This is a genomic window from Tannerella sp. (assembly GCF_030528505.1).
Taxonomy (GTDB): domain Bacteria; phylum Bacteroidota; class Bacteroidia; order Bacteroidales; family Tannerellaceae; genus Tannerella.
Genome location: NZ_JAUMYS010000006.1, coordinates 22,062 through 43,364 on the forward strand (window position 1 = coordinate 22,062; position 21,303 = coordinate 43,364).

16 protein-coding genes and 1 pseudogene are annotated in these 21,303 nt (G+C 45.8%); 9 read left to right on the top strand and 8 right to left on the bottom strand.

Features of this window, described 5'->3' with window-relative positions:
* Positions 1–187 precede the first annotated feature (187 nt).
* Positions 188–1,594 (bottom strand): transglycosylase SLT domain-containing protein, encoded by a 1,407-nt coding sequence (locus tag Q4A89_RS01710; RefSeq protein WP_124789903.1) that lies wholly within the window; start codon positions 1,592–1,594, stop codon positions 188–190.
* A gap of 27 nt (positions 1,595–1,621) precedes the next feature.
* On the bottom strand, positions 1,622–3,043 hold the full coding sequence (rlmD, locus tag Q4A89_RS01715) for a 23S rRNA (uracil(1939)-C(5))-methyltransferase RlmD (protein ID WP_124750669.1): 1,422 nt from the start codon (positions 3,041–3,043) through the stop codon (positions 1,622–1,624).
* Between the two features lie 174 nt (positions 3,044–3,217).
* On the opposite strand from rlmD, the gene ppdK reads away from it, so the two are divergent.
* The 9 genes from ppdK (at position 3,218) to Q4A89_RS01760 (ending at position 13,856) form a co-directional block, all read left to right on the top strand.
* A complete protein-coding gene (gene ppdK / locus Q4A89_RS01720) occupies positions 3,218–5,938 on the top strand; it encodes a pyruvate, phosphate dikinase (protein WP_303183267.1) in 2,721 nt (906 codons plus the stop codon).
* A gap of 155 nt (positions 5,939–6,093) precedes the next feature.
* Positions 6,094–6,483: a LytTR family DNA-binding domain-containing protein gene (locus Q4A89_RS01725; RefSeq protein WP_303183268.1), complete on the top strand. Its 390-nt coding sequence runs from the start codon at positions 6,094–6,096 to the stop codon at positions 6,481–6,483.
* Entirely contained in the window at positions 6,480–7,133 is a 654-nt protein-coding gene (locus tag Q4A89_RS01730) for an FHA domain-containing protein (protein ID WP_303183269.1), read from the top strand. The genes Q4A89_RS01725 and Q4A89_RS01730 overlap by 4 nt, the downstream gene beginning before the upstream one ends.
* Positions 7,134–7,264: 131 nt before the next feature.
* On the top strand, positions 7,265–7,486 hold the full coding sequence (locus tag Q4A89_RS01735) for a hypothetical protein (protein WP_303183270.1): 222 nt from the start codon (positions 7,265–7,267) through the stop codon (positions 7,484–7,486).
* Positions 7,483–7,989 (top strand): FHA domain-containing protein, encoded by a 507-nt coding sequence (locus Q4A89_RS01740; protein WP_303183271.1) that lies wholly within the window; start codon positions 7,483–7,485, stop codon positions 7,987–7,989. The genes Q4A89_RS01735 and Q4A89_RS01740 overlap by 4 nt, the downstream gene beginning before the upstream one ends.
* Positions 7,990–8,009: 20 nt before the next feature.
* Positions 8,010–8,783, top strand: coding sequence for a PP2C family serine/threonine-protein phosphatase (locus Q4A89_RS01745; protein ID WP_303183272.1), 774 nt, complete (start codon positions 8,010–8,012; stop codon positions 8,781–8,783).
* A gap of 73 nt (positions 8,784–8,856) precedes the next feature.
* Positions 8,857–10,731 (top strand): serine/threonine-protein kinase, encoded by a 1,875-nt coding sequence (locus Q4A89_RS01750; protein WP_303183274.1) that lies wholly within the window; start codon positions 8,857–8,859, stop codon positions 10,729–10,731.
* 18 nt (positions 10,732–10,749) lie between these two features.
* Positions 10,750–11,688 (top strand): hypothetical protein, encoded by a 939-nt coding sequence (locus Q4A89_RS01755; protein ID WP_303183275.1) that lies wholly within the window; start codon positions 10,750–10,752, stop codon positions 11,686–11,688.
* Between the two features lie 14 nt (positions 11,689–11,702).
* Positions 11,703–13,856 carry a hypothetical protein gene (locus Q4A89_RS01760; protein ID WP_303183276.1) on the top strand — a complete coding sequence of 718 codons (2,154 nt, stop codon included), beginning with the start codon at positions 11,703–11,705 and terminating at the stop codon, positions 13,854–13,856.
* 304 nt (positions 13,857–14,160) lie between these two features.
* On the opposite strand, the gene Q4A89_RS01765 is transcribed toward Q4A89_RS01760, so the two are convergent.
* From Q4A89_RS01765 to Q4A89_RS01790, 6 genes and pseudogenes are all read right to left on the bottom strand, one after another.
* Positions 14,161–16,773 (bottom strand): carboxypeptidase regulatory-like domain-containing protein, encoded by a 2,613-nt coding sequence (locus tag Q4A89_RS01765; RefSeq protein ID WP_303183277.1) that lies wholly within the window; start codon positions 16,771–16,773, stop codon positions 14,161–14,163.
* A gap of 33 nt (positions 16,774–16,806) precedes the next feature.
* On the bottom strand, positions 16,807–17,658 hold the full coding sequence (locus Q4A89_RS01770; protein ID WP_303183279.1) for a GLPGLI family protein: 852 nt from the start codon (positions 17,656–17,658) through the stop codon (positions 16,807–16,809).
* A 14-nt stretch (positions 17,659–17,672) separates the two neighbouring features.
* The gene (locus Q4A89_RS01775) at positions 17,673–18,533 is read right to left on the bottom strand and encodes a GLPGLI family protein (RefSeq protein WP_368389486.1); all 861 of its coding nucleotides are present in this window, start codon (positions 18,531–18,533) and stop codon (positions 17,673–17,675) included.
* Entirely contained in the window at positions 18,530–19,369 is an 840-nt protein-coding gene (locus tag Q4A89_RS01780; protein WP_303183281.1) for a GLPGLI family protein, read from the bottom strand. The genes Q4A89_RS01775 and Q4A89_RS01780 overlap by 4 nt, the downstream gene beginning before the upstream one ends.
* A gap of 101 nt (positions 19,370–19,470) precedes the next feature.
* Positions 19,471–19,635: a hypothetical protein gene (locus tag Q4A89_RS01785; RefSeq protein WP_303183283.1), complete on the bottom strand. Its 165-nt coding sequence runs from the start codon at positions 19,633–19,635 to the stop codon at positions 19,471–19,473.
* A 614-nt stretch (positions 19,636–20,249) separates the two neighbouring features.
* Positions 20,250–20,957 (bottom strand): annotated as a pseudogene (locus Q4A89_RS01790) (GLPGLI family protein); the annotation flags it as partial.
* Positions 20,958–21,303 lie beyond the last annotated feature (346 nt).

Below are 21,303 nucleotides of genomic sequence, written 5' to 3' on the forward strand. Positions count from 1 at the left end.
GGGTGTGTCAAAATGCAATGTTTGGGCACACCCTCTTTAGGTGTGTAAGAATGGGTAAAAAGCAAGGCGCTAAGGATGAGGGTGAGGGAGCATACTAAGGTATGTGACCGAGCTCTCATTCCGCAAGCAACGAAGCAGTTTGCCCGTTATGACACACAGCCTTCTATTCGTATCGGAAGAGGTACGATCAGCGGTTCTCAAGGCTTTCTGTTTCTTTCCGGTAGTATTCGTAGCGGTTCAGCACATCGGAGACATAATTATACGTCTCCGTACCGCGCAGATAACCGAATTTGCAGACCGAATCGGTATAATACTGCGCTTCGGCTTTGAGGCGGATAAACTCGGCCACGTTGTCGTTCCACACGTTCGGGTTACGTCCGTACTTCTGCGCCAATCTTTGCGCATCGTAAATATGTCCGATTCCGGCATTGTAAGAAGCCAGCGTCAGTTTGATACGTTCGAGCGAGTCGAGCGAGACAAATCCCTTACCAAAACGGCGCAGGCATTCAATCGCAGCCTGTACGTTCTTTTCCGGATTTTGCATCTCTCCTGCGTCAAATCCCAGCCCGCGCGCCGTAGCCGGCATGATGCCCATCAGTCCCTCGGCGCCGCTCCAAGCCACAACCTGAGGCTGAAAACGAGACTCCTGATACGCAATGGATGCCAGCAAACGCCAGTCCCATCCCAATCGGCCGGCATAACGCTTGAACAGATCGTCATACGGAGAGATTTGTCCGTTTGCTATCTTCGGCATACCGATCAGCGTCGGTGAAACTTTCGAAAGTTCAAAGTAACGTTTGATAGCCGACTGATAAGAGCTTTTCCCGGTTATGTTCGACGCCCACGCATGAATAGCCTTAGCCAGTTTCGGACAGTTCTTGCGCACCGCCCACGAAGAGCGCTGTTTAAAACTGATTGCCAGATTGATATTAATATTTCGGTAATACGTCCGATTCAGTCTGGCCACATCGTCTTCACACACCGTGTAATCGATCTGGCCTTTTGCCACCATCTCGATCAAATCTTCCGACGAGATCGTGTCTTTATCGATATGGACAATGCGGATTCCTCCTCCCAACTCGCTGTTGAGGTTCTCGAGTCGCTCTTGATAACGTCGATACGGTTTTATACAGACCTCTTTCCCGATGAGTTGCGTCACATCGGTCAACACCGTATCTCCACGTCCGGCGCGCTGGACGATAACCAGATTCGATTGCCGTTCATAGCCGCAAAAAAGCATCTGCTCTTTTAACTTATTGTCGATGGTAATCGGATAAGCCGCAACATCGGCCTCGCCCGACTGCAACATCTCCATCAGGCGGGTAATGTTTTCGGCCACCTTCATATTCAAACGCAATCCGTTCTGGCGGGCGAAGTCGGCGATGAGATCGTACTCATACCCCATCGCCTGCATCTTATATTGGAAATACGACGTAGAACTGTTAAGCGTCACAGCCGTTATCTCCCCCTTCTCTTTGATGGAAGGCCAATCGGATGAAGTCTCTTCACTCTGAGAACGGTTCCCTCCGCTGTAGCATCCGCACAGCAACAGAAGCAAAGACACAAGCGGGAAAACAAATGTATTTCTATACATTATATAGTATGGTATTACATCGTAACTCTATCGGTCATTCTTTTTACGAAGCAAGGCTACGTTTTCGACATGATGCGTATGCGGAAACATATCGACCGGCTGAATTTTTACCACCTCATAACGGATACTCATCCGCTCCATGTCTCGTGCCTGCGTAGCCGGATTACAACTCACATAGACGATTTTTTCGGGCGATGCCGCCAGAATCGTATCAATCACGTCGTTGTGCATACCCATGCGTGGGGGGTCGGTGATGATTACGTCCGGCCGGCCATGTTCTTCGATAAAAGCCGTCGTGAGCAAATCTTTCATATCTCCGGCAAAGAACGCGACATTGTCGATGCCGTTCAGTTGCGCGTTTACTTTCGCATCCTCGATTGCCTCGGGCACATATTCGATACCTACTACCTTGCGGGCTTTCCGGGCAACGAAGTTGGCGATTGTCCCGGTACCGGTGTAAAGATCGTAAACCGTTTCGTTGCCGCTCAATCCGGCGAACTCGCGCGTTACATCATACAGCCGGTAAGCCTGCTCGCTGTTTGTTTGATAGAATGATTTGGGTCCCACCTTGAACTGCAAATCCTCCATCCGCTCAATCAAATGATCTTTCCCACGATATAACTCGATATCCAAGTCGGTCAGCGTATCGTTCCGTTTCCCGTTGATGACATACATCAGCGACGTAATTTCCGGTATTTGCTCCAGCAGATGCTCCAACAAGGCTTCGCGTAGCGCCTTATCTTCTCTGAAGAAAGCCAGAACGACCATCAGCTCACCGGTCGAGGCGGTACGTATCATCAACGTGCGCACAAAGCCTTCCTGATTTTTCAAGTCGAAGAAAGAATAACCCTCGTGCGTCAGACAGAAATTTTTCACGCATAGCCGAATCCGATTCGACACATCGTCCTGCAACCAGCAACGCCGGATATCGAGCACCTTATCGAACATGCCCGGAATATGGAACCCCAGCGCGTTCATCTCCGTATATTCGATACCGGAGGCCACTTCCTGTTCGGTCAGCCAGCGCTTGTTCGAAAATGTAAACTCCAGCTTGTTACGGTAATGCGTCGTGCGCTCCGAACCGAGAATCGGCAACACCTCTCCGATCGGTACCTTGCCGATTCGCGTCAGCGTATCCGTAACTTGTTTTTGCTTATAGCGCAACTGTTCTTCGTAAGGCAGATGCTGCCATTTGCAGCCTCCGCATACCCCGAAATGTTCGCAGAAAGGAGTTGCCCGCTTCTCACTGTACTTGTGGAATGCGATAACATTCCCTTCGGCATAATGACTTCGTTTGCGGGTCAAACGGATATCTACCACATCACCCGGTGCCGCCCACGGCACAAAAACAACCATTTCACTCACTTTGGCAATCGCTTTGCCTTCGGCCGCAACATCCGTGATTTCTACCTCTTCCAGTATCGGGAAGGGTTTCTTTTTTCGTGTCAAATCTGTGAATAATTAAAAAATTCGCCACGCAAATATAAAAACTAACTTCCGGATAGAATCAAAAATAGTTTTAAAACATAAAAATACCTTCGCGGTTTATTTGGAAATCAGCGATCAAAATAGCTATATTTGCACTGTCGAGATTTCTATGACTTATCATAATTCAACAAATATATGGAAATAAAGAGAGTTTACACCTTTGGCAACGGAAAAGCCGAAGGGCGGGCAGATATGCGGAATCTGCTGGGTGGAAAAGGAGCCAACTTGGCAGAAATGAACCTGATCGGAGTGCCTGTTCCTCCGGGATTTACCATTACAACCGATGTCTGCAACGAGTATTATAAAATCGGAAAAGAAAAAGTGGTAGCCTTACTGCAAGACGAAGTGAAAAATGCGGTAGCCTACGTCGAATCATTGATGCATTCCAAGTTCGGAGACGTAGAAAACCCTCTGCTCGTTTCGGTACGTTCGGGAGCCCGCGCTTCGATGCCCGGAATGATGGATACCATCCTGAATCTGGGACTCAACGACGAAGTCGTCGAAGGACTGGCGCGTAAGACGAACAATCCCCGCTTTGCCTGGGACTCGTATCGCCGCTTTGTCCAGATGTACGGAGACGTAGTTTTGGGGATGAAGCCCGAAAATAAGGAAGATATCGATCCGTTCGAGGAAATCATCGAAGAGGCAAAGAAAGCCAAGGGCGTTACGCTCGATAACGAACTGGATGTAGACGACCTGAAAGAGCTGGTAACGAAATTCAAAGCTGCCGTCAAGAAACAAACCGGTCGTGACTTCCCGACATCTGCTTATGAACAGCTGTGGGGAGCCATCTGCTCCGTCTTCAACTCGTGGATGAACGAACGCGCCATTTTGTATCGTAAGATGGAAGGCATCCCGGCCGAATGGGGAACGGCAGTCAATGTACAGGCCATGGTGTTCGGCAACATGGGCGAGACCTCGGCAACCGGTGTTTGCTTCTCGCGCGACGCAGGCAGCGGCGAAGATTTGTTCAACGGCGAATACCTGATCAATGCGCAAGGCGAAGACGTGGTGGCCGGTATCCGCACCCCGCAACAGATCACGAAAATCGGTTCGCAACGCTGGGCGGAACTGGCCGGTGTGCCTGAAGCACTCAGAGCAGCGGAGTACCCTTCGATGGAAGAAGCCATGCCCGAAATATACAAAGAACTGGACGCGATTCAGACGAAGCTCGAAGATCATTACCGCGACATGCAGGATATGGAATTTACCGTACAAGACGGCAAGCTCTGGTTCCTGCAAACCCGTAACGGAAAACGTACCGGTGCGGCGATGGTTAAGATTGCCATGGACCTGCTACGTCAAGGCATGATCGATGAAAAAACGGCTTTGAAACGGATCGATGCGAACAAACTGGATGAGCTGCTTCACCCCGTATTCGATAAAGAAGCGTTGAAAAAGGCCAAAGTGCTGACACGCGGACTTCCCGCCTCGCCGGGAGCAGCTACGGGACAGATCGTATTCTTCGCAGATGATGCGGCGAAATGGTACGACGAAGGGCATAAAATCGTGCTTGTACGTATCGAGACATCGCCCGAAGATTTAGCGGGTATGGCCGTGGCCGAAGGTATCCTGACCGCTCGCGGAGGAATGACCTCGCATGCCGCTGTCGTAGCCCGTGGCATGGGAAAATGCTGCGTATCGGGTGCAGGAGCATTGAATATCGATTATAAAAATCGCACAGTCGAAATAGACGGAACAGTACTGAAGGAAGGCGATTATATCTCCATCAACGGTACAACGGGCGAAGTGTATAAAGATGAAGTGTGTACGCAAGCCGCCGAACTGCTCGACGACTTCGCAGAACTCATGAAGCTGGCGGACAAATATACTCACCTCAAAGTGCGTACAAACGCCGATACACCGCACGACGCGGAAGTGGCACGCGGATTCGGAGCCGTAGGTATCGGATTGTGCCGTACGGAACACATGTTCTTCGAAGGCGATAAAATCAAAGCCATGCGCGAAATGATTCTCTCCGAGAACGCCGAAGGACGAAAGAAAGCGTTGGCGAAAATCCTGCCCTATCAGCAGGCCGACTTCAAAGGAATCTTCAAAGCCATGGCCGGCTATCCCGTCACGGTTCGTCTGCTCGATCCTCCGTTGCACGAATTTGTACCTCACGATCCGAAAGGTCAGAAAGAACTGGCCGATGCAATGGGCGTAAGCGTAGAATACATCCGGCAACGGGTAGATGCTCTGCACGAACAGAATCCGATGCTCGGACATCGCGGGTGCCGCTTGGGGAATACGTATCCCGAAATTACACAGATGCAGACACGCGCAATCCTCGGAGCTGCGCTCGAACTTAAAAAGGAAGGTATCTCGACTTATCCCGAAATTATGGTCCCGCTGACCGGTATCGTATACGAATTTAAAGAGCAGGAAGAAGTGATTCGGGCCGAAGCGGAAGCGCTCTTTGCCGAAAAAGGAGATAAAATTGACTTTAAAGTCGGTACGATGATCGAAGTACCGCGCGCTGCTTTGACAGCAAATAAGATCGCTTCGAAGGCCGAATTCTTCTCGTTCGGAACGAATGACCTGACTCAAATGACGTTTGGCTATTCACGCGACGATATCGCCTCCTTCCTTCCGATTTATCTGGAAAAGAAAATTCTGAAGGTAGACCCATTCCAAGTGCTTGACCAGAATGGAGTCGGACAGTTGATTCGCATGGCCACGGAAAAAGGCCGTGCCGTACGTCCGGAATTGAAGTGCGGCATCTGCGGCGAACACGGAGGAGAACCTTCGTCCGTAAAATTCTGCCATCAGGTAGGATTAGACTACGTCAGCTGCTCGCCTTTCCGCGTACCGATCGCACGTATTGCGGCTGCGCAAGCTGCTATTGAAGGATAATACGGACCGTTGTCCATCCCTGAAAAAAGAAAAAGGAGCGTGTCAGATAAACATCGAATGCTGACATGCTCTTTTTTTATGTTTTCTTTGGACAGGTATTAAAAAAAGTCTACTTTTGCTCCTCAATAATTGACTATACCTGCTAAATAAAAAGGATGGATCGGTATTTGATAATAAAAACGAGAGATGAATTATTGCGCATACGCATCAGCAACATACTTTATCTCGAAGCAGATCGGAATTATACGAAACTGCTATTGACGGAAGGCATTCAGTTTACATTTGCAATCAATATCGGAAAAATCGAAGGCATGTTGGATACGCAAGCCTCAGACTCCAGAGCACAGCTCGTTCGAGTCGGCAAAAGCTATATCATCAATAAAAATTATATTTTGCAAATTAACTTACCGAAACAAAAATTGCTGCTGCTCGTACCCGGCTCAAAACCTCGCGAACTAATTGTACCCAGAGAACCGTTAAAATCGCTAAAAGAGAGTCTGGAACAGGATGCACTAATCACAACAAAAAGTAAAGACACACGATGATCATCCGGATCGGTAAAGCAAACGACAATGACTTTGTAGTAGACGATGTACACGTCAGCCGGTATCACGCACGGTTGATGCGCGATGAAAACGGCCATCTTTTTATTGAAGACATAGACTCCGCGAACGGCACCTATGTCAATGGAGACCGTGTCATCAAGAAAAAAGTGACGCCTTCTGATGTCATTACGCTCGGCGATCATTATGTTCTCGATATCATGGCCGTATTGAAATCGGACAACGATTACAGCGAAGAATTTGCCGCCTTAAAGCCCGTCTATGAAAGATATGTCAAAGAAAAAATACGAATCCAGTCAACGAATCAGTTCAAAACACGTATTTTCCAATCCCTGCCTTTTGCTTTTGTCGGGGTGGCAGGACTCATTATCGGCGTCCTTGGGAAACATCATCAAGGCGTCTTTATCGGCAGTTTGACACTGGCTATATGTGCACCCACTTTGGGTATTTACCTTGGAGCCAGACAGTCCGCTAAAATCCCGGCTTTGATGCAACGCCTATCCAATCAATTCAAAATCGATTACGTCTGCCCTAAATGCGGGACGTTTCTGGGCGAAATTCCCTGGGAATCTTTAGCCAATAAAAAGAGATGCTCCGTCGGCTCATGTCGTGCGAAATGGGTGAAAAAATAGAATGATAAATGCAAAACAATAGTTTTGTACAATAATCTCGTTGCTTCGTACGTTAATGGGAAAGGATGAAATCACATCAGATTTTAATACGTATCTTTGTGACAGAATAACAAATAAAAAACAGAAAAGAGATGGATAATGAACATACATTCGTAACGATAGACAACGACGTCAATGAAGTCTTGTTGATCGACGTCAATGAAACACCCGCGAGTGATTTCGTAATGGTGGATGAAGTGTTGGACGACACGGACTTCATCACGCTTTCCGACGATGTGGAAATCGCATCTGACGACGACATCATCGACATCACTTCGGGAATGGATGACGCAGACGTTTCAATCATTTTATGATTCCGGTCAAATGCCCGCATTGTAAAGTCGGTTTAAAAGTTGATGAAACAAAAATTCCCGAAGGAATTGCTTCATTTAAATGCCCGAAATGCCGGCAGGATGTTCCGGTTTCGTATTTAAAAAACGAACAGCCGGCCGACTCCGAAACCGTTTTGATCCGGCCCATCCGAAAAGGATGTGGCCGGTTAATTGTAGTTGCCAATCCGGACACCTTGGAACAAACGTTTCCTTTGCGTGAAGGAATCTTTATCGCAGGACGCAAAGCGTCTGTGTCGGAAGCGACGATCCGTATCGAAACCGGCGATAAAGAAATGAGCCGCAATCATATGCGGATAGAAGTAAAAAAAGACAATCGGGGAAACTACATCCATATGCTCTCCGATTACCAGAGCAAGAATCATACGCAATATAACGGCAGATGTTTAGATAAAGGTGAAGTAGTTGTGCTGAAAGATAACGACGAAATCAAAATCGGACATACGCTCGTTCGCTTTAAGGAATAACTCATCTTTCTTTTAACGCCATGAATATAACGCTCGGAATGCCCTACGCCATTTGTGAAAAAGGAAGAAGACCGAACAACGAAGATGCGATCTTTCCCTCCTCCTCTCAAACGATCGAACGTTCACAGAGGCTCTTTGTCGTATGCGATGGTGTTGGCGGTGCCGAAAAAGGCGAGATCGCCAGTTCGCTGGCATGTGAATCTTTTCAAATTTTCTTTTCCACTTTTATGGAAGAAGATGACACAGAAAATCTGATTCGCAAAGCTGTCCGATATACCGAAGTGCGTTTCGAAGAATACATCTCGACCCATCCCGAAGCAGAGGGAATGGCCACCACACTCACGATGCTTTACTTTGGCGACGAAGGAGTTACGTCCGCACATATCGGTGACAGTCGGATTTATCAGTTCCGAAACGGAAAGGCTGTTTTTCAGACGGAAGACCATTCACTCGTCAATTTCTGGGTAAAGACAGGTAAAATCACCCAAGAAGAAGCCTTGCGTCATCCTCAGAAAAACATCATCACCCGAGCGATCACAGGCACAGCCAATCCGACCGAAGCAGACATCACATTTCTGACGGATATTCAGCCGGACGATTGTTTTCTCATGTGTACGGATGGAGTGACCGAATGTCTGTCGGACAACACACTATCTTCTCTTTTCAGCAGACCTTTCATGCCTGAAAGGGTAAAAGATTCCCTTGTAGAAGCATGTGATGAAAAAGCTCATGACAATTATTCTTTCTACCTTTTGCCTGTCTTAAAAGTGCAAAATTCATCGAGTTACAAGTAATTTATCCTACCTTTTTTATTCTTTCGTTAAAAAAATGTATCTTTGTTGCGAAATCTGATTACTGTAAGTAATTATGAATTTGCCGAACGGATATTGTTTGCAAAATGGCAAGTATTGTCTAACGAAAGTCATCGGCCAGGGAGGATTCGGAATCACCTATTTGGGCGAGTGGAACACTGAGGTCAAAGGTGAACTCGGAGCGGTAGAAACAACCGTGCCCATTTGTATTAAAGAATACTTCTTTAAAGACTATTGCTTTAGAGATGAGACGACATTCGAAGTCAAAGTACATTCCGGAACCGGTAAAATCCTTTTTGATAAGTTCAAAGAGCGACAAATCGAAGAAGCCAAAATTCTTTCCGAAGTCCATCATCCGTATATCGTCAATGTGTTGGAAGTGTTTGAAGAGAACAACACGGCCTATATCGCGATGGAGCATATATCCGGCTGTTCATTGAAATCCATGTTGAGCGAGCAGACCGTGTTGCCGGAATCGAAAGTGCTCAAGTACGTCGCACAAATCGGGAAGGCGTTGGAGTTTGTACATCAGAAAAATATCCTGCACCTCGATATCAAGCCCAACAATATCTTAATCGACAAGAACGACAATGCCCGATTGATCGATTTTGGCGTCAGTAAGCGTTACGATCTCGAAGAACAGGAGGCATGCACAACGACGCTTACGCTATCAAAAGGATTTGCGTCGATCGAACAGTACGACGATGAGGGTACGGTGAATTTCTCCCCCTGTCCGGATGTTTATTCCTTGGGGGCAACCATGTATAATCTGCTGACCGGCGTAATCCCGGTCGAATCGATTTTAAGGGCGACAAAGCCTTTGATTCATCCTTCGGAACTAAATAAACAGCTCTCTCCGAAAACGGAAGCCGTCGTGCTGAAAGCGATGCAAGTGAATCCGAAAGATCGCTATCAGTCGATAAAAGAAATGATGGATGCTTTGGATATCCCACCATCGATCGAAAACAAAGAAAACATAAGCTTTCCGAAAAAGAAGGAGTACGAAGCAGAACCATCTGTCGATGAGAATGAAAATACCCAGTTGATCGCAACTTCTCGCAAGACTGGATCGACTGACAATGAAGAAACTGTATCTATCCCTTCGAAAACGAAGCCATCCAAACAACGGCGTACAAAAAGTAAACGACGGATTTTGTTACCTTTGTTAATTTTTGCGTTCGCCGGTGTAGGTTGGGCTGTATCATACTTGTTCAGTTCGAACGATAAAAGCACAACGCTTATCAACAACAGGTTAGTGGCTGATGCCTCGATACAACAAGGCGAACCGATCATTCCGACCGATCTCCAACCTCAGACGGAAATGCCATCGACGGAACCATCTCCGTCCGAAGCGACAAATGAAATCCATAAAGAGGAGCGAACGGAGAAAAAAGAAGGAAACGAAACGGCTCTTCCGGTAAAGAAAGAAGCGAAACCGGAGAAAACGACGACAAGCAAAGAATCGGATAAGAAGGCATCTGAAGAAGCGTCAAAAACAAAGAAAACGGAAGAAGAGGCCGAACGGATGAATGCGAATTATGCGGCATTGTTGGCGTCCGGGAAAATGAAAATGGATCAAGGTCATTATGTTGAGGCAAAAGCTGACTTTACAAAAGCCAAAGAAATAAAGGTTACCGAAGACGTCGTTCGTTTATCGTTAGCTTGTGAGGAGAAAATAGAAGAAAAAAATATCGCCGCTCGGATCGCGTTGTATGAACCGGGAATGACTTTTGGCAACTACACGATTGTCCGGAAGAAACAAAACGGACGTTATGGGGCAATTGATGCCAAAGGAATCGAACGTATCCAATGCATTTACCTGAGTGTGGGACGGTCGGAAAGCGGGCGGGCTTTTGAGCGCGAAGACCATCTGTACGATATTTATAACTCAAACGGAGTCTTGGTCGGGAGAGGACTTACGACCTACTAATAACAAAGAGAAAGATACATGAAAATATGGATGTGGATGATATTCGGATGTTTACTGCTACCCTCCTATGCCGGAGCACAGCGACAGACCGAATATAACCGTAGAGGAGACGAAGCGATGAAACGCAACGATTATCGAGACGCGAAAATGTGGTACGAAGAAGGCGTTTCATACTGTGACCAGTACAGTATCCATCAACTTACCGAAATATGGCTGAAAGATGAAACGATGCATGTTTCGATGCGTACGGTAATGAGCAAATGCTTGAACTGCCTCAATGAATACGCAACGGAACGAGACACATCAGCTATCCAGAAATTAATCCTCTATTATACGCAAGGGATAGGCACCTCTGAGAACCGGACGACTGCCGGCTATTGGCGCAAACAGCTCGAAGATATACGCCGTTCCAACGCGCCTCCCCCTACCCTTCCGAAGAAACCCAGAGAACCGATGCGTTTCTTTGCCGGGTATGATTTTTCTTTGTTGGCTCCATACGGTATTCGGGTCGGTGGAGTAAACAACCGAATTGGTTGGTATGTGAAACTGCATTCCAACCTTTCTTTCCAAGGGCATAACGAAGAATGTCGTGTCGATGGAAATCGGTTCGTGATTGAAAACATGCAGCAATATTACGGTCCGACAGGAAGAACGAAAGCGAATGTGATGATGGGATCGGCCGGTATTATGTTGAAGACCGTAGAGAATTTGTACACGTCTTTGGGAGCAGGGTATTGGCAACGAAATGTATTGCGAGAATACGAAATCGTAAACGATGAAGGCATCATGCAGTCAACCGGATGGGCGAAAGACCGCGACGGCTCGAAAAAAGGACTTAAAATAGACTTGGATGTCACCTACTTTTTAAAAAACAAGCGCTTCTATGTTTCGGGCGGATGCAGTAGTTTTAACTTCAGGTACTTCTATCCGAATGCGGGAGTCGGCATGGTTTTCTAAAAAATGAACACACAATGAGACAGACTAAATACTACATCTTTCTGATCGTTTTTTCTTGCGGATTATTTTACGGATGCTTTGACGATCCGAAGGTAGAACCGGGAATACAAAACGCTAAAATCCCCCAGTTGGGAACAACCGTAAAAATAGCGCGCACAGCTTCCACCATCACATTGACCACCTCGGTCGAAAAGGCGAACGGCGCAGCTGTGGAAGAGCGCGGATTATGCTGGTCGAAAAAAAACAATCCAACCGTTCGCCCCGACAGTGCGCAGGCTTTCGGAAAGGGACTGGGTGAATTTAGCGGCACGATCGAAAACTTATCGAGTAACACAACATATTATATCCGGCCTTATGCCAAAAACCTGAAAGGGATTGCCTACGGAGAAGAAAGTAAGGTCTCGACTAATACAGGATTAGGATCGGTTCGTACGTTTGTGCTGATAGACAGTGTACGTGCCAAAACAGCCCTATCCGGAGGAAAAATAGAATTGCACGGCGAAGGAGCTGTGCTGGCTCGTGGAGTGTATTATTCGACATCGACCTCGATGCTTCCGAAAGATTCGGTTCTAAGTACGATGGATACCGATTCATTCATCTGCCGGATCACCGGTCTGAGAGCATCTACAAAGTATTACGTTCAGGCTTTTGTACGAAATCGATTTGGCTATTATGTTGTGTCCGGCCCTCTTCGGACCTTCCTGACAGGAGACGGTTTGCCGACGGTTTCGCCCGTAACGATTCTAAAAAGAGGCTATACGACAGCCACTTTCTCTGCCACGGTGGTAAAAGAAGGGGATGCCCCCGTCATTCAGCGCGGTTTCTGCTGGAGCACAAAGAAAAATCCCACCCTTGAAAATGCGTCGTATGATGATAAATGTGGTGTGGGAGCCGGCACGTTCAAGATAGAATGCGAAAACCTGATCTCGCGACAGAAATATTACGTGCGAGCTTTTGCGCGGAATAAAGAATTCGGCATTTCATACAGCGAACAAGATTCGTTCATCACGAAGAGCAATATCCCCACTGTCACTACGGCAGAGTTGAAAAACATCTCGAAAGGATCGGTTACAGTTGGCGGAAAGGTTGAGGAAGCGGGACAAAGTGCCGTGAAATCGTGCGGTATCTGCTGGTCTGCTACCGTCTCGAATCCGACCCTGACGAATGCCGAAGTATTAGAGATTGAGCCGAATGCGGAAGGCGTTTTCAGTAATCAAATTATCGGTCTGAAAGGAGGAGTAACGTACTATTTCCGAGCTTATGCCACGAATAACGAAGGAACTTCATACGGAGAGGTCAAAGTCAGAACGATGCCCAAAGTCTTCAAAGGAAATTTAAAAACGTTTCAAGGTGCTCCTCGTATCCAAAATTCTCCGGCATATTTCTCTATCAAAGATTGGGGATATATTCTCGGAGGAGATATTGGGCCTCAATATACGGCTGAACTTCATTATTATAACGCTGCTGCAGACGAATGGAGAGCGATGCTGCCACATCCGGAAGGCCCGGTCAAATGGCAGACAGCCGTCGTGCACGACAGATCAGCCTTTATTTTCGGGGGAATGGCTGCCGATCGTAAAGCGAGAAACGATTTTTATCAATATAACTCGTGGAGTAATACCTGGTATGACAGATCGACGGCCACAAGACCGGATTCCTCGTATCTCTCGGTGGGCTTTGCTTTGAACGACAGCATCTGTTACGTAGGTGGTCGCAAAGACACAGTGAAAAACGAGGTGTGGATGTACGAGGTCTCGGCCAATACATGGAAACGGCAGCCCGATTTTCCTGTCCAACAATACGGAGGTATAGCCGTAACGATCGGGAATACGGCTTATGTCGGACTCGGTAAAAACGGAAGCGGCGTCTTCAATAAAGGATTGTGGAAAACAACGAATGCCGCTTTATGGACACGAGAAACAACCTGTACGATTTCGACCGAGGGCATTTTGGCCGGTGTGGCACATAATAATCGAATCTACATGATTGACGAAGCATATTATATCCTCGAATATAATCCGTCTACGATGATATGGACGAAGAAATCGCAACTTCCACCTCAAGCAAGAGGCATTCATTGCATGTTTGTCATGAACGATCTGATCTACATCGGTCTTTCTCCGACGTCTACGACCATGATTTCTTATGATCCGACATGGGATAATTGAAGGTAGAAGTATTTGCCATAGCTAATTCGGCTTCCTTTTCTTTTTCGGGATATTTTTTCGTTTGTTTCACTTTTCATAGATAGGAAAGGCTTTTTTTACTTCGCTATGAATAAAGCCATTAAACGAGCTTTTCTGATCGGAAGCAATGAGTACCCTTACTAATACCCCGTTAGTAACGTTACTAATGCATCGTTAGTAGTAGTACTAATACCTCGTTAGTAACAGTACTAACGCGCCCCCACCGGAAAGCGAAACGATACACTTGTTTTTATAGCCAATGACGCAAAAGTGTATTTCATCTCTTTCAGAAGCGGAAAAATACACTGAACAGGACATTACGCGGTCGAATAACGTACGACTTGCTGATGGCCGAAAGCTCGTTGTAGACGGTGTATGCGTATGTTTCGCGGTCGAAGATGTTTTTTACGAGCAGATTCAACTCCCATCCTTTGGGCAAACTGCAAGTCAACGTGGCATCGGCCAGAAAGAGATGTTTCGACACGTCTCTGGTGATCTCGTTGTAATAATGCTCTCCGACGAGTTGCAGACGCCATCTTTTTCCGGGCGTAACATGGCAGGAAAACGATTGCCACAGGTTACTGTACGACGACTCTGCCGCCGAGTTTTTCATCCGTAACCGGTAATGCGAGAAAGAAAGTTCGTAGGCTACGTTGCACCACGTTGCGAAACGGCTGGTGATCTTAGGGGTGATCTGCCAGTCTTTCGTCGTGTAAGGCAGTTCTTTCCCCTGTTGCGAGCGGGCACCGTTAAATACGACGAATGACGTGCGAACGGATACGATACCGTTTATCGGCGCGATACCTTTGCTGACGCTTCCGTCGAGCATCCATGTGTCGGAGCGGTAATCCTTGCGCACGAACGTATTCAGCAGGTATGCGCCATGAAAATAGCGGTTGGAAAGATAAGGATTGTAACTCCAAGAGCGTGCGACATCCGCACTCGCAAAGAAGGCTTTCAGCGGCTGACGATAGTGGATGCCGAAATGTACCGTCCGGCTGTTTCCGCTCGTATAGTCGATCCATCCTCTTGTCAGATGACGATAATTGTTCAGGATCAGGCCTTCGTAGAAAAACTGCTCCGGAAGCGCGCTTTGCGCATATCGCCCCGAAAGAGAAGCCGACAGTCTCGACGTGAAGTGATAGCGCATGTATAGACGAGGCGAGAGAAAAAACTTCTCCCGATTATGCTTTCTGTCCGTCAGGTTATCCGTATAACGATACGGGACGAACGAAGCAGGCATATCGCATTTCGCCTCAAAACCGTTTTGCCGGAACTCGACTTCGGGCGAAACATAGAGGTTCATATAACGCATCGAGACATCGTTTTTCATTTGCCCGAGGGTGTCGGAAACACCCGTAAGTTCACCCGTCAATGAGCGGATCACTCCTACTATCCCTAATTTCATGGAGAGAGTCAGAGGCCTGACATAAAAAGACAAGGCGGTATTTGTGTTCGTGTAAAAAGCCGATGCTTCAAGATGCTGATGTTGAGTTCCGTTTGTTCTTACGACACTGAGATGCTGGGGTTTCGTTTGATACAAGTTATACGAATTCACCGTGTAAGCCCGTTTGCCATGACGTTTAATGATTTCCAGATCGTTCGAGAATTGGCGGTGCGGGATCGTGGCCGTTTGTCTGTTGGGAAATGTGCCTGCGACTCCCATGTCCGTATCGTCCCAGCGCAAGTCGGTAAGGAGTCGGTTCTTGAAATAATATCCGGAGGTATTGGCCGTAAGCGTCAGCTGTCCGGAGAGTCGATGCTGCTTCTCCGTCGCGTGTTCGATTGCTTCGGTCACGATGGTCGAATCTTCGAGAAAGTGCGAGGTGCGAGTTTCGTTGTCCGAAGTCAATCGATTGTTGAGATACGTGATCTGCGCCATCAGATCGTAATGTTTCCCGAGCGACCACAAGTTGTTGGTGTTGAACTGATGCGTCTTATTGAAACGGCTTCGGTCGCTGTCGATTTCGCGGAGATAATCGGGCTTGACCGAAAGATAATCACGCAACCGATAGCTCTTCCCGAACGGTGTAAGAATATCGTCGATAGTGAACAGGCTCGTCTCGCTAACAAGGTCGACGCCCGTATTATTCGATTTGAAGGTATTGAGCGTCTGCGATTTCTTTTTGAAGCGCATCAACGCCACCTCGGCGTGCCAAAGAAACGGACTGAACCCGGCGCCCGCCTTGGCCGTCCCGACCCATCGGGCTTTGGCATCTTCTTTCAGGCGAATATTGATGGCCGGATTCTGTGAGAACGAAAGGTCTTCGAGCGCTTTAATCGGCTGATGATTCTCCATAACCTCCACGCTTCCCACATCTTTCTGGTGGATGTTGTTCGTGGCGATGCCGTACAGTCCGCCGAGCATATCTTTCCCTTCGATGTAAAACTTATTAATCGATACCCCGTTGTATTTGATCGCACCGCTTTTTTCGACTTCGATTCCGGGCATTTTCTTCAACACATCGGCCAGACTCCGGTCCTGAACGTCGGCGAAGTTGGAGACGATATACGTTACCGTATCGCCACGCTGGTGAATGCTTGGCGCTTTGACAAGGACTTCTTTCAACGGTGTCGCTTTCTCCGTCATCGCCGCGTCGTAGAATTTGCGTCCGGCTTCGAGCGGAAAAATTAACGGAGCGTATCCCATCATCGAGAAGTGCAATACATGACTCGCGGGAAGCGCTTTGATCGAAAGTTCAAACATCCCTTCCGTCGATGTCTGTGTAAACTTCACTACCTTATTTTCGCCTGCCGGACGGATAGTTACCAATACCCCCGCAAGTGGCTGGCCGGAAGCCTTGTCGGTAACCTTCCCCGACAACACCGTCAGGGACTGGGCTGTCAGCCCACCGCTCATCAGAAACAACACGGTTGACAAAAGGATGACTCGTTTCATGTTTTTCGTCCAAATTAGTCGGGTAGGTACTACCTATTTATAGTCGCGCTCGATCAGATCACGGTATACGGGTTTATCTTCTCCCATCGACAAACCATATTCGGCACTCATTAGGCTACCCGAATGGTTCAAATCAAAAAACTTTGCCTTCTGAAATTCTTTTCTTTGCACAGATTTGTAGACAGCCTTTTCGTTTAAAGGCAATGAGAAAACGATGGGTTCGTCCGCTGTTTTTTCGATCCCCATCATCGTAAAATGATATTGATAGCCTCGGTCATACACTTCCAGGATCAGCCCCGGCAAGCCGCCGAACTTCCAAGGCCCGTCGCTGATGGGAATATCCGGAGTGAACCATGCTGTCCAATGTCGTCCGCGAAAGTCGCATTCGGCTTGCTGGCAAACATAGCCTAACACTTCTTTTGTGCTGTCTGTCATCTGCCACGGTTGGGCGTTCAATGTGTCTTTATACGACACCCAATCTCCCCGTATGACATCTGTAACCGTTATTTCCTTTTCGGGATAGTTCTTGTACACGATTGTTCTGGAACGGCTATGCGAAAAACTATTCATAAAGCGTGTACGGTTCCGATGCTTCTTCCAATCTTCCAACGCTTTGTTAAACATCTGTTTCCACTTTTCTTGCCCTTCGGGAGAACTTTTTAATGAGTCGTTCTGAAAGGTATAATAGCTGTACCATTTCGAGTTATTTTTCCCGATTTGGAGAATAAATAGGTCTTCAAATACAGCGATATCCAGCGTGTCTTTTAAATACGTATGACGATACTGACATTTCAGAAAAGCGTCGTCCAACACTTTTTCCGTTCGCTGTGCAAACGCGTATCCAACAAACAGTAATCCTAACAAGCAGCAACCCATTTTTTTCATATCCTTCGCTTTTTTTATTGATAATCACGTTCTTTAAAATCGTAGAAAAGCCTCCTTGGCTCACGTTGCACATACGTTGATTTCAGCCCTTTTTGCATAATTTCTTGGATAAGCTCGATCTCATTCACGGGCTTTCCGGAGATAAAGGCGCGTTGGGATTGAAGAAATCTTTTACGGTCTGTTCGGAGAAACGCTGTTTCTTCAAAATTGTAAAACGTTACCGGCCGGAGGTTGTGCTTATCGATTCGTACAGCCATGTAATGATAATCATCGTTCCGGTCGTATGCTTCCAAAATAAGTCCCGGAAGACCACCTAATTTCCAAGGACCACTGCTAACAGGAAGATCCGCCGTAAACCAAGCGATCCAATGCCGTCCGCGAAAATTGCATGCAGCCATTCGACACGGATACCCCAGTATGTGCTTGACTGAATCCTTAACCGTCCATTGCAGCGGGAGGTATTCGTCATCGTACTTGTATCCGATCACGAACCGACGACTTGTTACAGTGATTTTGCCGGTCGGATAGTTCGTATAGAGATAATCGTAAGTAGTCCTTATTTGTGGCCTTTTCGAATGATCCCGCATACGAAGAGCCTCTAATGTCAGCTCCTCGGCCTTTTCCCGCCCTTGAGGGTCGTTCCAAAGCGAATCATGATAAAATGTATGATAACTGAAAAACTGATTAACGTTTTCCCCGATCCTCAGAATCATTGAATCAGTCTCCATCTTATTTTTCCTGAGGGTATCCTGCTGCATCGTGTGCCGGTAATGCACTTCCAATACTGCTGGTTCAAGAAGTTGTTCCTTTTGGGAAAACAAAACTGATGGAAAAAGCATGAACAAAATAAAAAAGAAACACTTCATACAAATCATTTATAGTCGCGCTCCATTAGATCATATCGCATGATGTTTGCCGGTTCGCCATTACTCAGGTCAATTCCCGTTTCCATTTGGATATAACCGTTCATATCCATCAGATAACGCTTCTTGGCCTTTAGAAAGTCAATGCGGTTTGTTTGCTCGAACTTCTTACTGCTACCATATGTCTGACTGAAAACGATTGGCTCGTTATCGACCTGCTGTAAACCGACGATGGTAAAATGATATTGATGTCCCCGATCATACACTTCCATAATGAGTCCCGGCAAGCCGCCAAACTTCCAGGGGCCATCACTGACAGGAATATCCGGAGTGAACCATGCCGTCCAGTGTCGTCCGCGAAAATAACATACGGCTTGTTGACATGCATAGTCAAGGATCGTTTTTGTGCTGTCTGTCATTTGCCACTCCTGTGCATGCAGTTTGTCTTCGTACATATAATCTTGTAATGACAATCCGTCGGTAACAGTCATCTTGCCTTGCGGATAATTTTTGTAAACGTAGGTTTCCATTCGTTTGTAGGGAAAGTTTGTGGCTTTAATACCATCTTTTTCAATTGCCTTAGTAAATAATTCGCGCCAAACTTTTCGTCCATCAGGAGTGGAACGTAACGAATCACTCTGAAAAGTATAGTAACTAAAACATTTCGAAACTACCCCTCCGATTTGAAGATCGATTAAATCATCTCTAACTTCATTCTTTATCGTATCAAATTTCCATGTATACCTGTATTGGCATTTCAAGACACAATCATCTAATACTTGTGAATTTATCTCTATACTTAATGTTGTAAGCAAAAAAACAGTAATGCCAAGAATTATCAGTTTCATGATAAGTGTAATCAATTTAATTTATTGCAAACATTTAAATTCCTGTGTTTTTAATAGCGAATTTTCAAAAAAGGCGTGAGGGAGAACTCACGCCTTTTTAATTATCTGCAATGTGCAGCCCAAGCATTAGTTGCTGCTTCTCTTTGATGGTTATTCCATGTTGACCAATTGCTGTCAATGAGCATGTTTAATGTTCCACAATACTCTTCAACAGAAATACCACCTTTAATCTCGCTCATTTCCTGTAAATTTAATTCTTCTAACATAATGGTAAAATTTTAATTTTCTTTTCTACTCGTTTCGCTTTTCGAAATCCGCGTCTCTTGTTTCATACAGCTTTCCGAAGAGATTTTATCAGAATCCGTCTCCGGTAGAGAATTTGCTGCACTGCCTTTCTCACTACTCAGCTTCGTTTGGGGCAACTTCAGTGTGATATGCTTTACATCCCGATCACGTCGGGTTTGCATATTGCTTGTTTCAACTATCTTTGCAGCGCCTTTTCTTGCTTGTTGGTGATACATCGTGTAAGCTGTTTCTCGTTTGTTTCGCTTTCCTGGCGAGGGAAGGCTTTTTTATTTGAAGTGGTAATTCTGAGCTACCAGCTTCATTATATGTTCTATGTTTCTATATAATATTCTTTTTTTATGCAAAGCTATACGATTTCTTCTTTACAGGCATTACACAAAAGTGTAATTTTTTCGTATTTGGTCAAAAATTACACTTTTGTGTATTAAATAGATATGCATACGGTTTCTTTTTTTATCTTTCCCCTAAAAAGGCTTCTCTCGATTTTTCCTTCCCCCTTGAGGGTCTTTCCAATGGGAAAACAAAACAGATGGAAAGAGTATAAACAAAATAAAAAAGAGAAATTTCATACAAATCATTTATAATCAAGCTCTATTAAATCATATCGCATGATGTTTGCCGGTTCGCCATTGCTCAGGTCAATTCCCGTTTCCATTTGGATATAGCCGTTCATATCCATCAGATAACGCTTCTTGGCCTTTAGAAAGTCAATGCGGTTTGTTTGCTCGAACTTCTTACTGCTACCATATGTCTGACTGAAAACGATTGGCTCGTTATCGACCTGCTGTAAACCGACGATGGTAAAATGATATTGATGTCCCCGATCATACACTTCCATAATGAGTCCCGGCAAGCCGCCAAACTTCCAGGGGCCATCACTGACAGGAATATCCGGAGTGAACCATGCCGTCCAGTGTCGTCCGCGAAAATAACATACGGCTTGTTGACATGCATAGTCAAGGATCGTTTTTGTGCTGTCTGTCATTTGCCACTCCTGTGCATGCAGTTTGTCTTCGTACATATAATCTTGTAATGACAATCCGTCGGTAACAGTCATCTTTCCTTGCGGATAGTTTTTGTAAACATAGGTTTTCATTCGTTTATGCGGATAATTACCTTTCATAAAATCCCCATTTTTCATTGCCTTATTAATCATTCCACCGATAATTTTATCACTATTTGGCAGGGCAGACAAGGAATCAACCTGATTACTATAATAACTCAAGCATTTGGAAACGGTTCTTCCTATTTGCAATATTAATAAACCCGGATTCCGCATTGAGTTATTTTTCTTAGTATAAAATCAATTTCAAATACACTTATAATATGTTGATATATAAGTTTTTAAACAATGTTTTTTTGAAAAAATCTCTAACGCTACGCATTAGAAAAATATATGTATTATGTTTTATTAATCAGGTAGTTATAGTTGTTTTTTATTCTATTGCGTAATCTGGGATAAATCGTCTTTCGTCTTGCCTCTCAACGTATCCTTTATTTGGATTAATTGATAATGACAACGAAGATAAGCCTGATCCAGTTCTTTTTCTTGAGCAGAACCCGATATAAAAGAGCAGAACAATACAATGCAGATAAATATATTTTTCATAGATATGGTATGTATAATG

What these genes read in the sequence shown, in the direction of transcription:
- Q4A89_RS01710 (WP_124789903.1), bottom strand. Translation starts at nt 1,594, where the DNA reads ATGTATAGAAATACATTTGTTTTCCCGCTTGTGTCTTTGCTTCTGTTG.
- ppdK (WP_303183267.1), top strand. Translation starts at nt 3,218, where the DNA reads ATGGAAATAAAGAGAGTTTACACCTTTGGCAACGGAAAAGCCGAAGGG.
- Q4A89_RS01725 (WP_303183268.1), top strand. Translation starts at nt 6,094, where the DNA reads ATGGATCGGTATTTGATAATAAAAACGAGAGATGAATTATTGCGCATA.
- Q4A89_RS01730 (WP_303183269.1), top strand. Translation starts at nt 6,480, where the DNA reads ATGATCATCCGGATCGGTAAAGCAAACGACAATGACTTTGTAGTAGAC.
- Q4A89_RS01735 (WP_303183270.1), top strand. Translation starts at nt 7,265, where the DNA reads ATGGATAATGAACATACATTCGTAACGATAGACAACGACGTCAATGAA.
- Q4A89_RS01740 (WP_303183271.1), top strand. Translation starts at nt 7,483, where the DNA reads ATGATTCCGGTCAAATGCCCGCATTGTAAAGTCGGTTTAAAAGTTGAT.
- Q4A89_RS01745 (WP_303183272.1), top strand. Translation starts at nt 8,010, where the DNA reads ATGAATATAACGCTCGGAATGCCCTACGCCATTTGTGAAAAAGGAAGA.
- Q4A89_RS01750 (WP_303183274.1), top strand. Translation starts at nt 8,857, where the DNA reads ATGAATTTGCCGAACGGATATTGTTTGCAAAATGGCAAGTATTGTCTA.
- Q4A89_RS01755 (WP_303183275.1), top strand. Translation starts at nt 10,750, where the DNA reads ATGAAAATATGGATGTGGATGATATTCGGATGTTTACTGCTACCCTCC.
- Q4A89_RS01760 (WP_303183276.1), top strand. Translation starts at nt 11,703, where the DNA reads ATGAGACAGACTAAATACTACATCTTTCTGATCGTTTTTTCTTGCGGA.
- Q4A89_RS01765 (WP_303183277.1), bottom strand. Translation starts at nt 16,773, where the DNA reads ATGAAACGAGTCATCCTTTTGTCAACCGTGTTGTTTCTGATGAGCGGT.
- Q4A89_RS01770 (WP_303183279.1), bottom strand. Translation starts at nt 17,658, where the DNA reads ATGAAAAAAATGGGTTGCTGCTTGTTAGGATTACTGTTTGTTGGATAC.
- Q4A89_RS01775 (WP_368389486.1), bottom strand. Translation starts at nt 18,533, where the DNA reads ATGATTTGTATGAAGTGTTTCTTTTTTATTTTGTTCATGCTTTTTCCA.
- Q4A89_RS01780 (WP_303183281.1), bottom strand. Translation starts at nt 19,369, where the DNA reads ATGAAACTGATAATTCTTGGCATTACTGTTTTTTTGCTTACAACATTA.
- Q4A89_RS01785 (WP_303183283.1), bottom strand. Translation starts at nt 19,635, where the DNA reads ATGTTAGAAGAATTAAATTTACAGGAAATGAGCGAGATTAAAGGTGGT.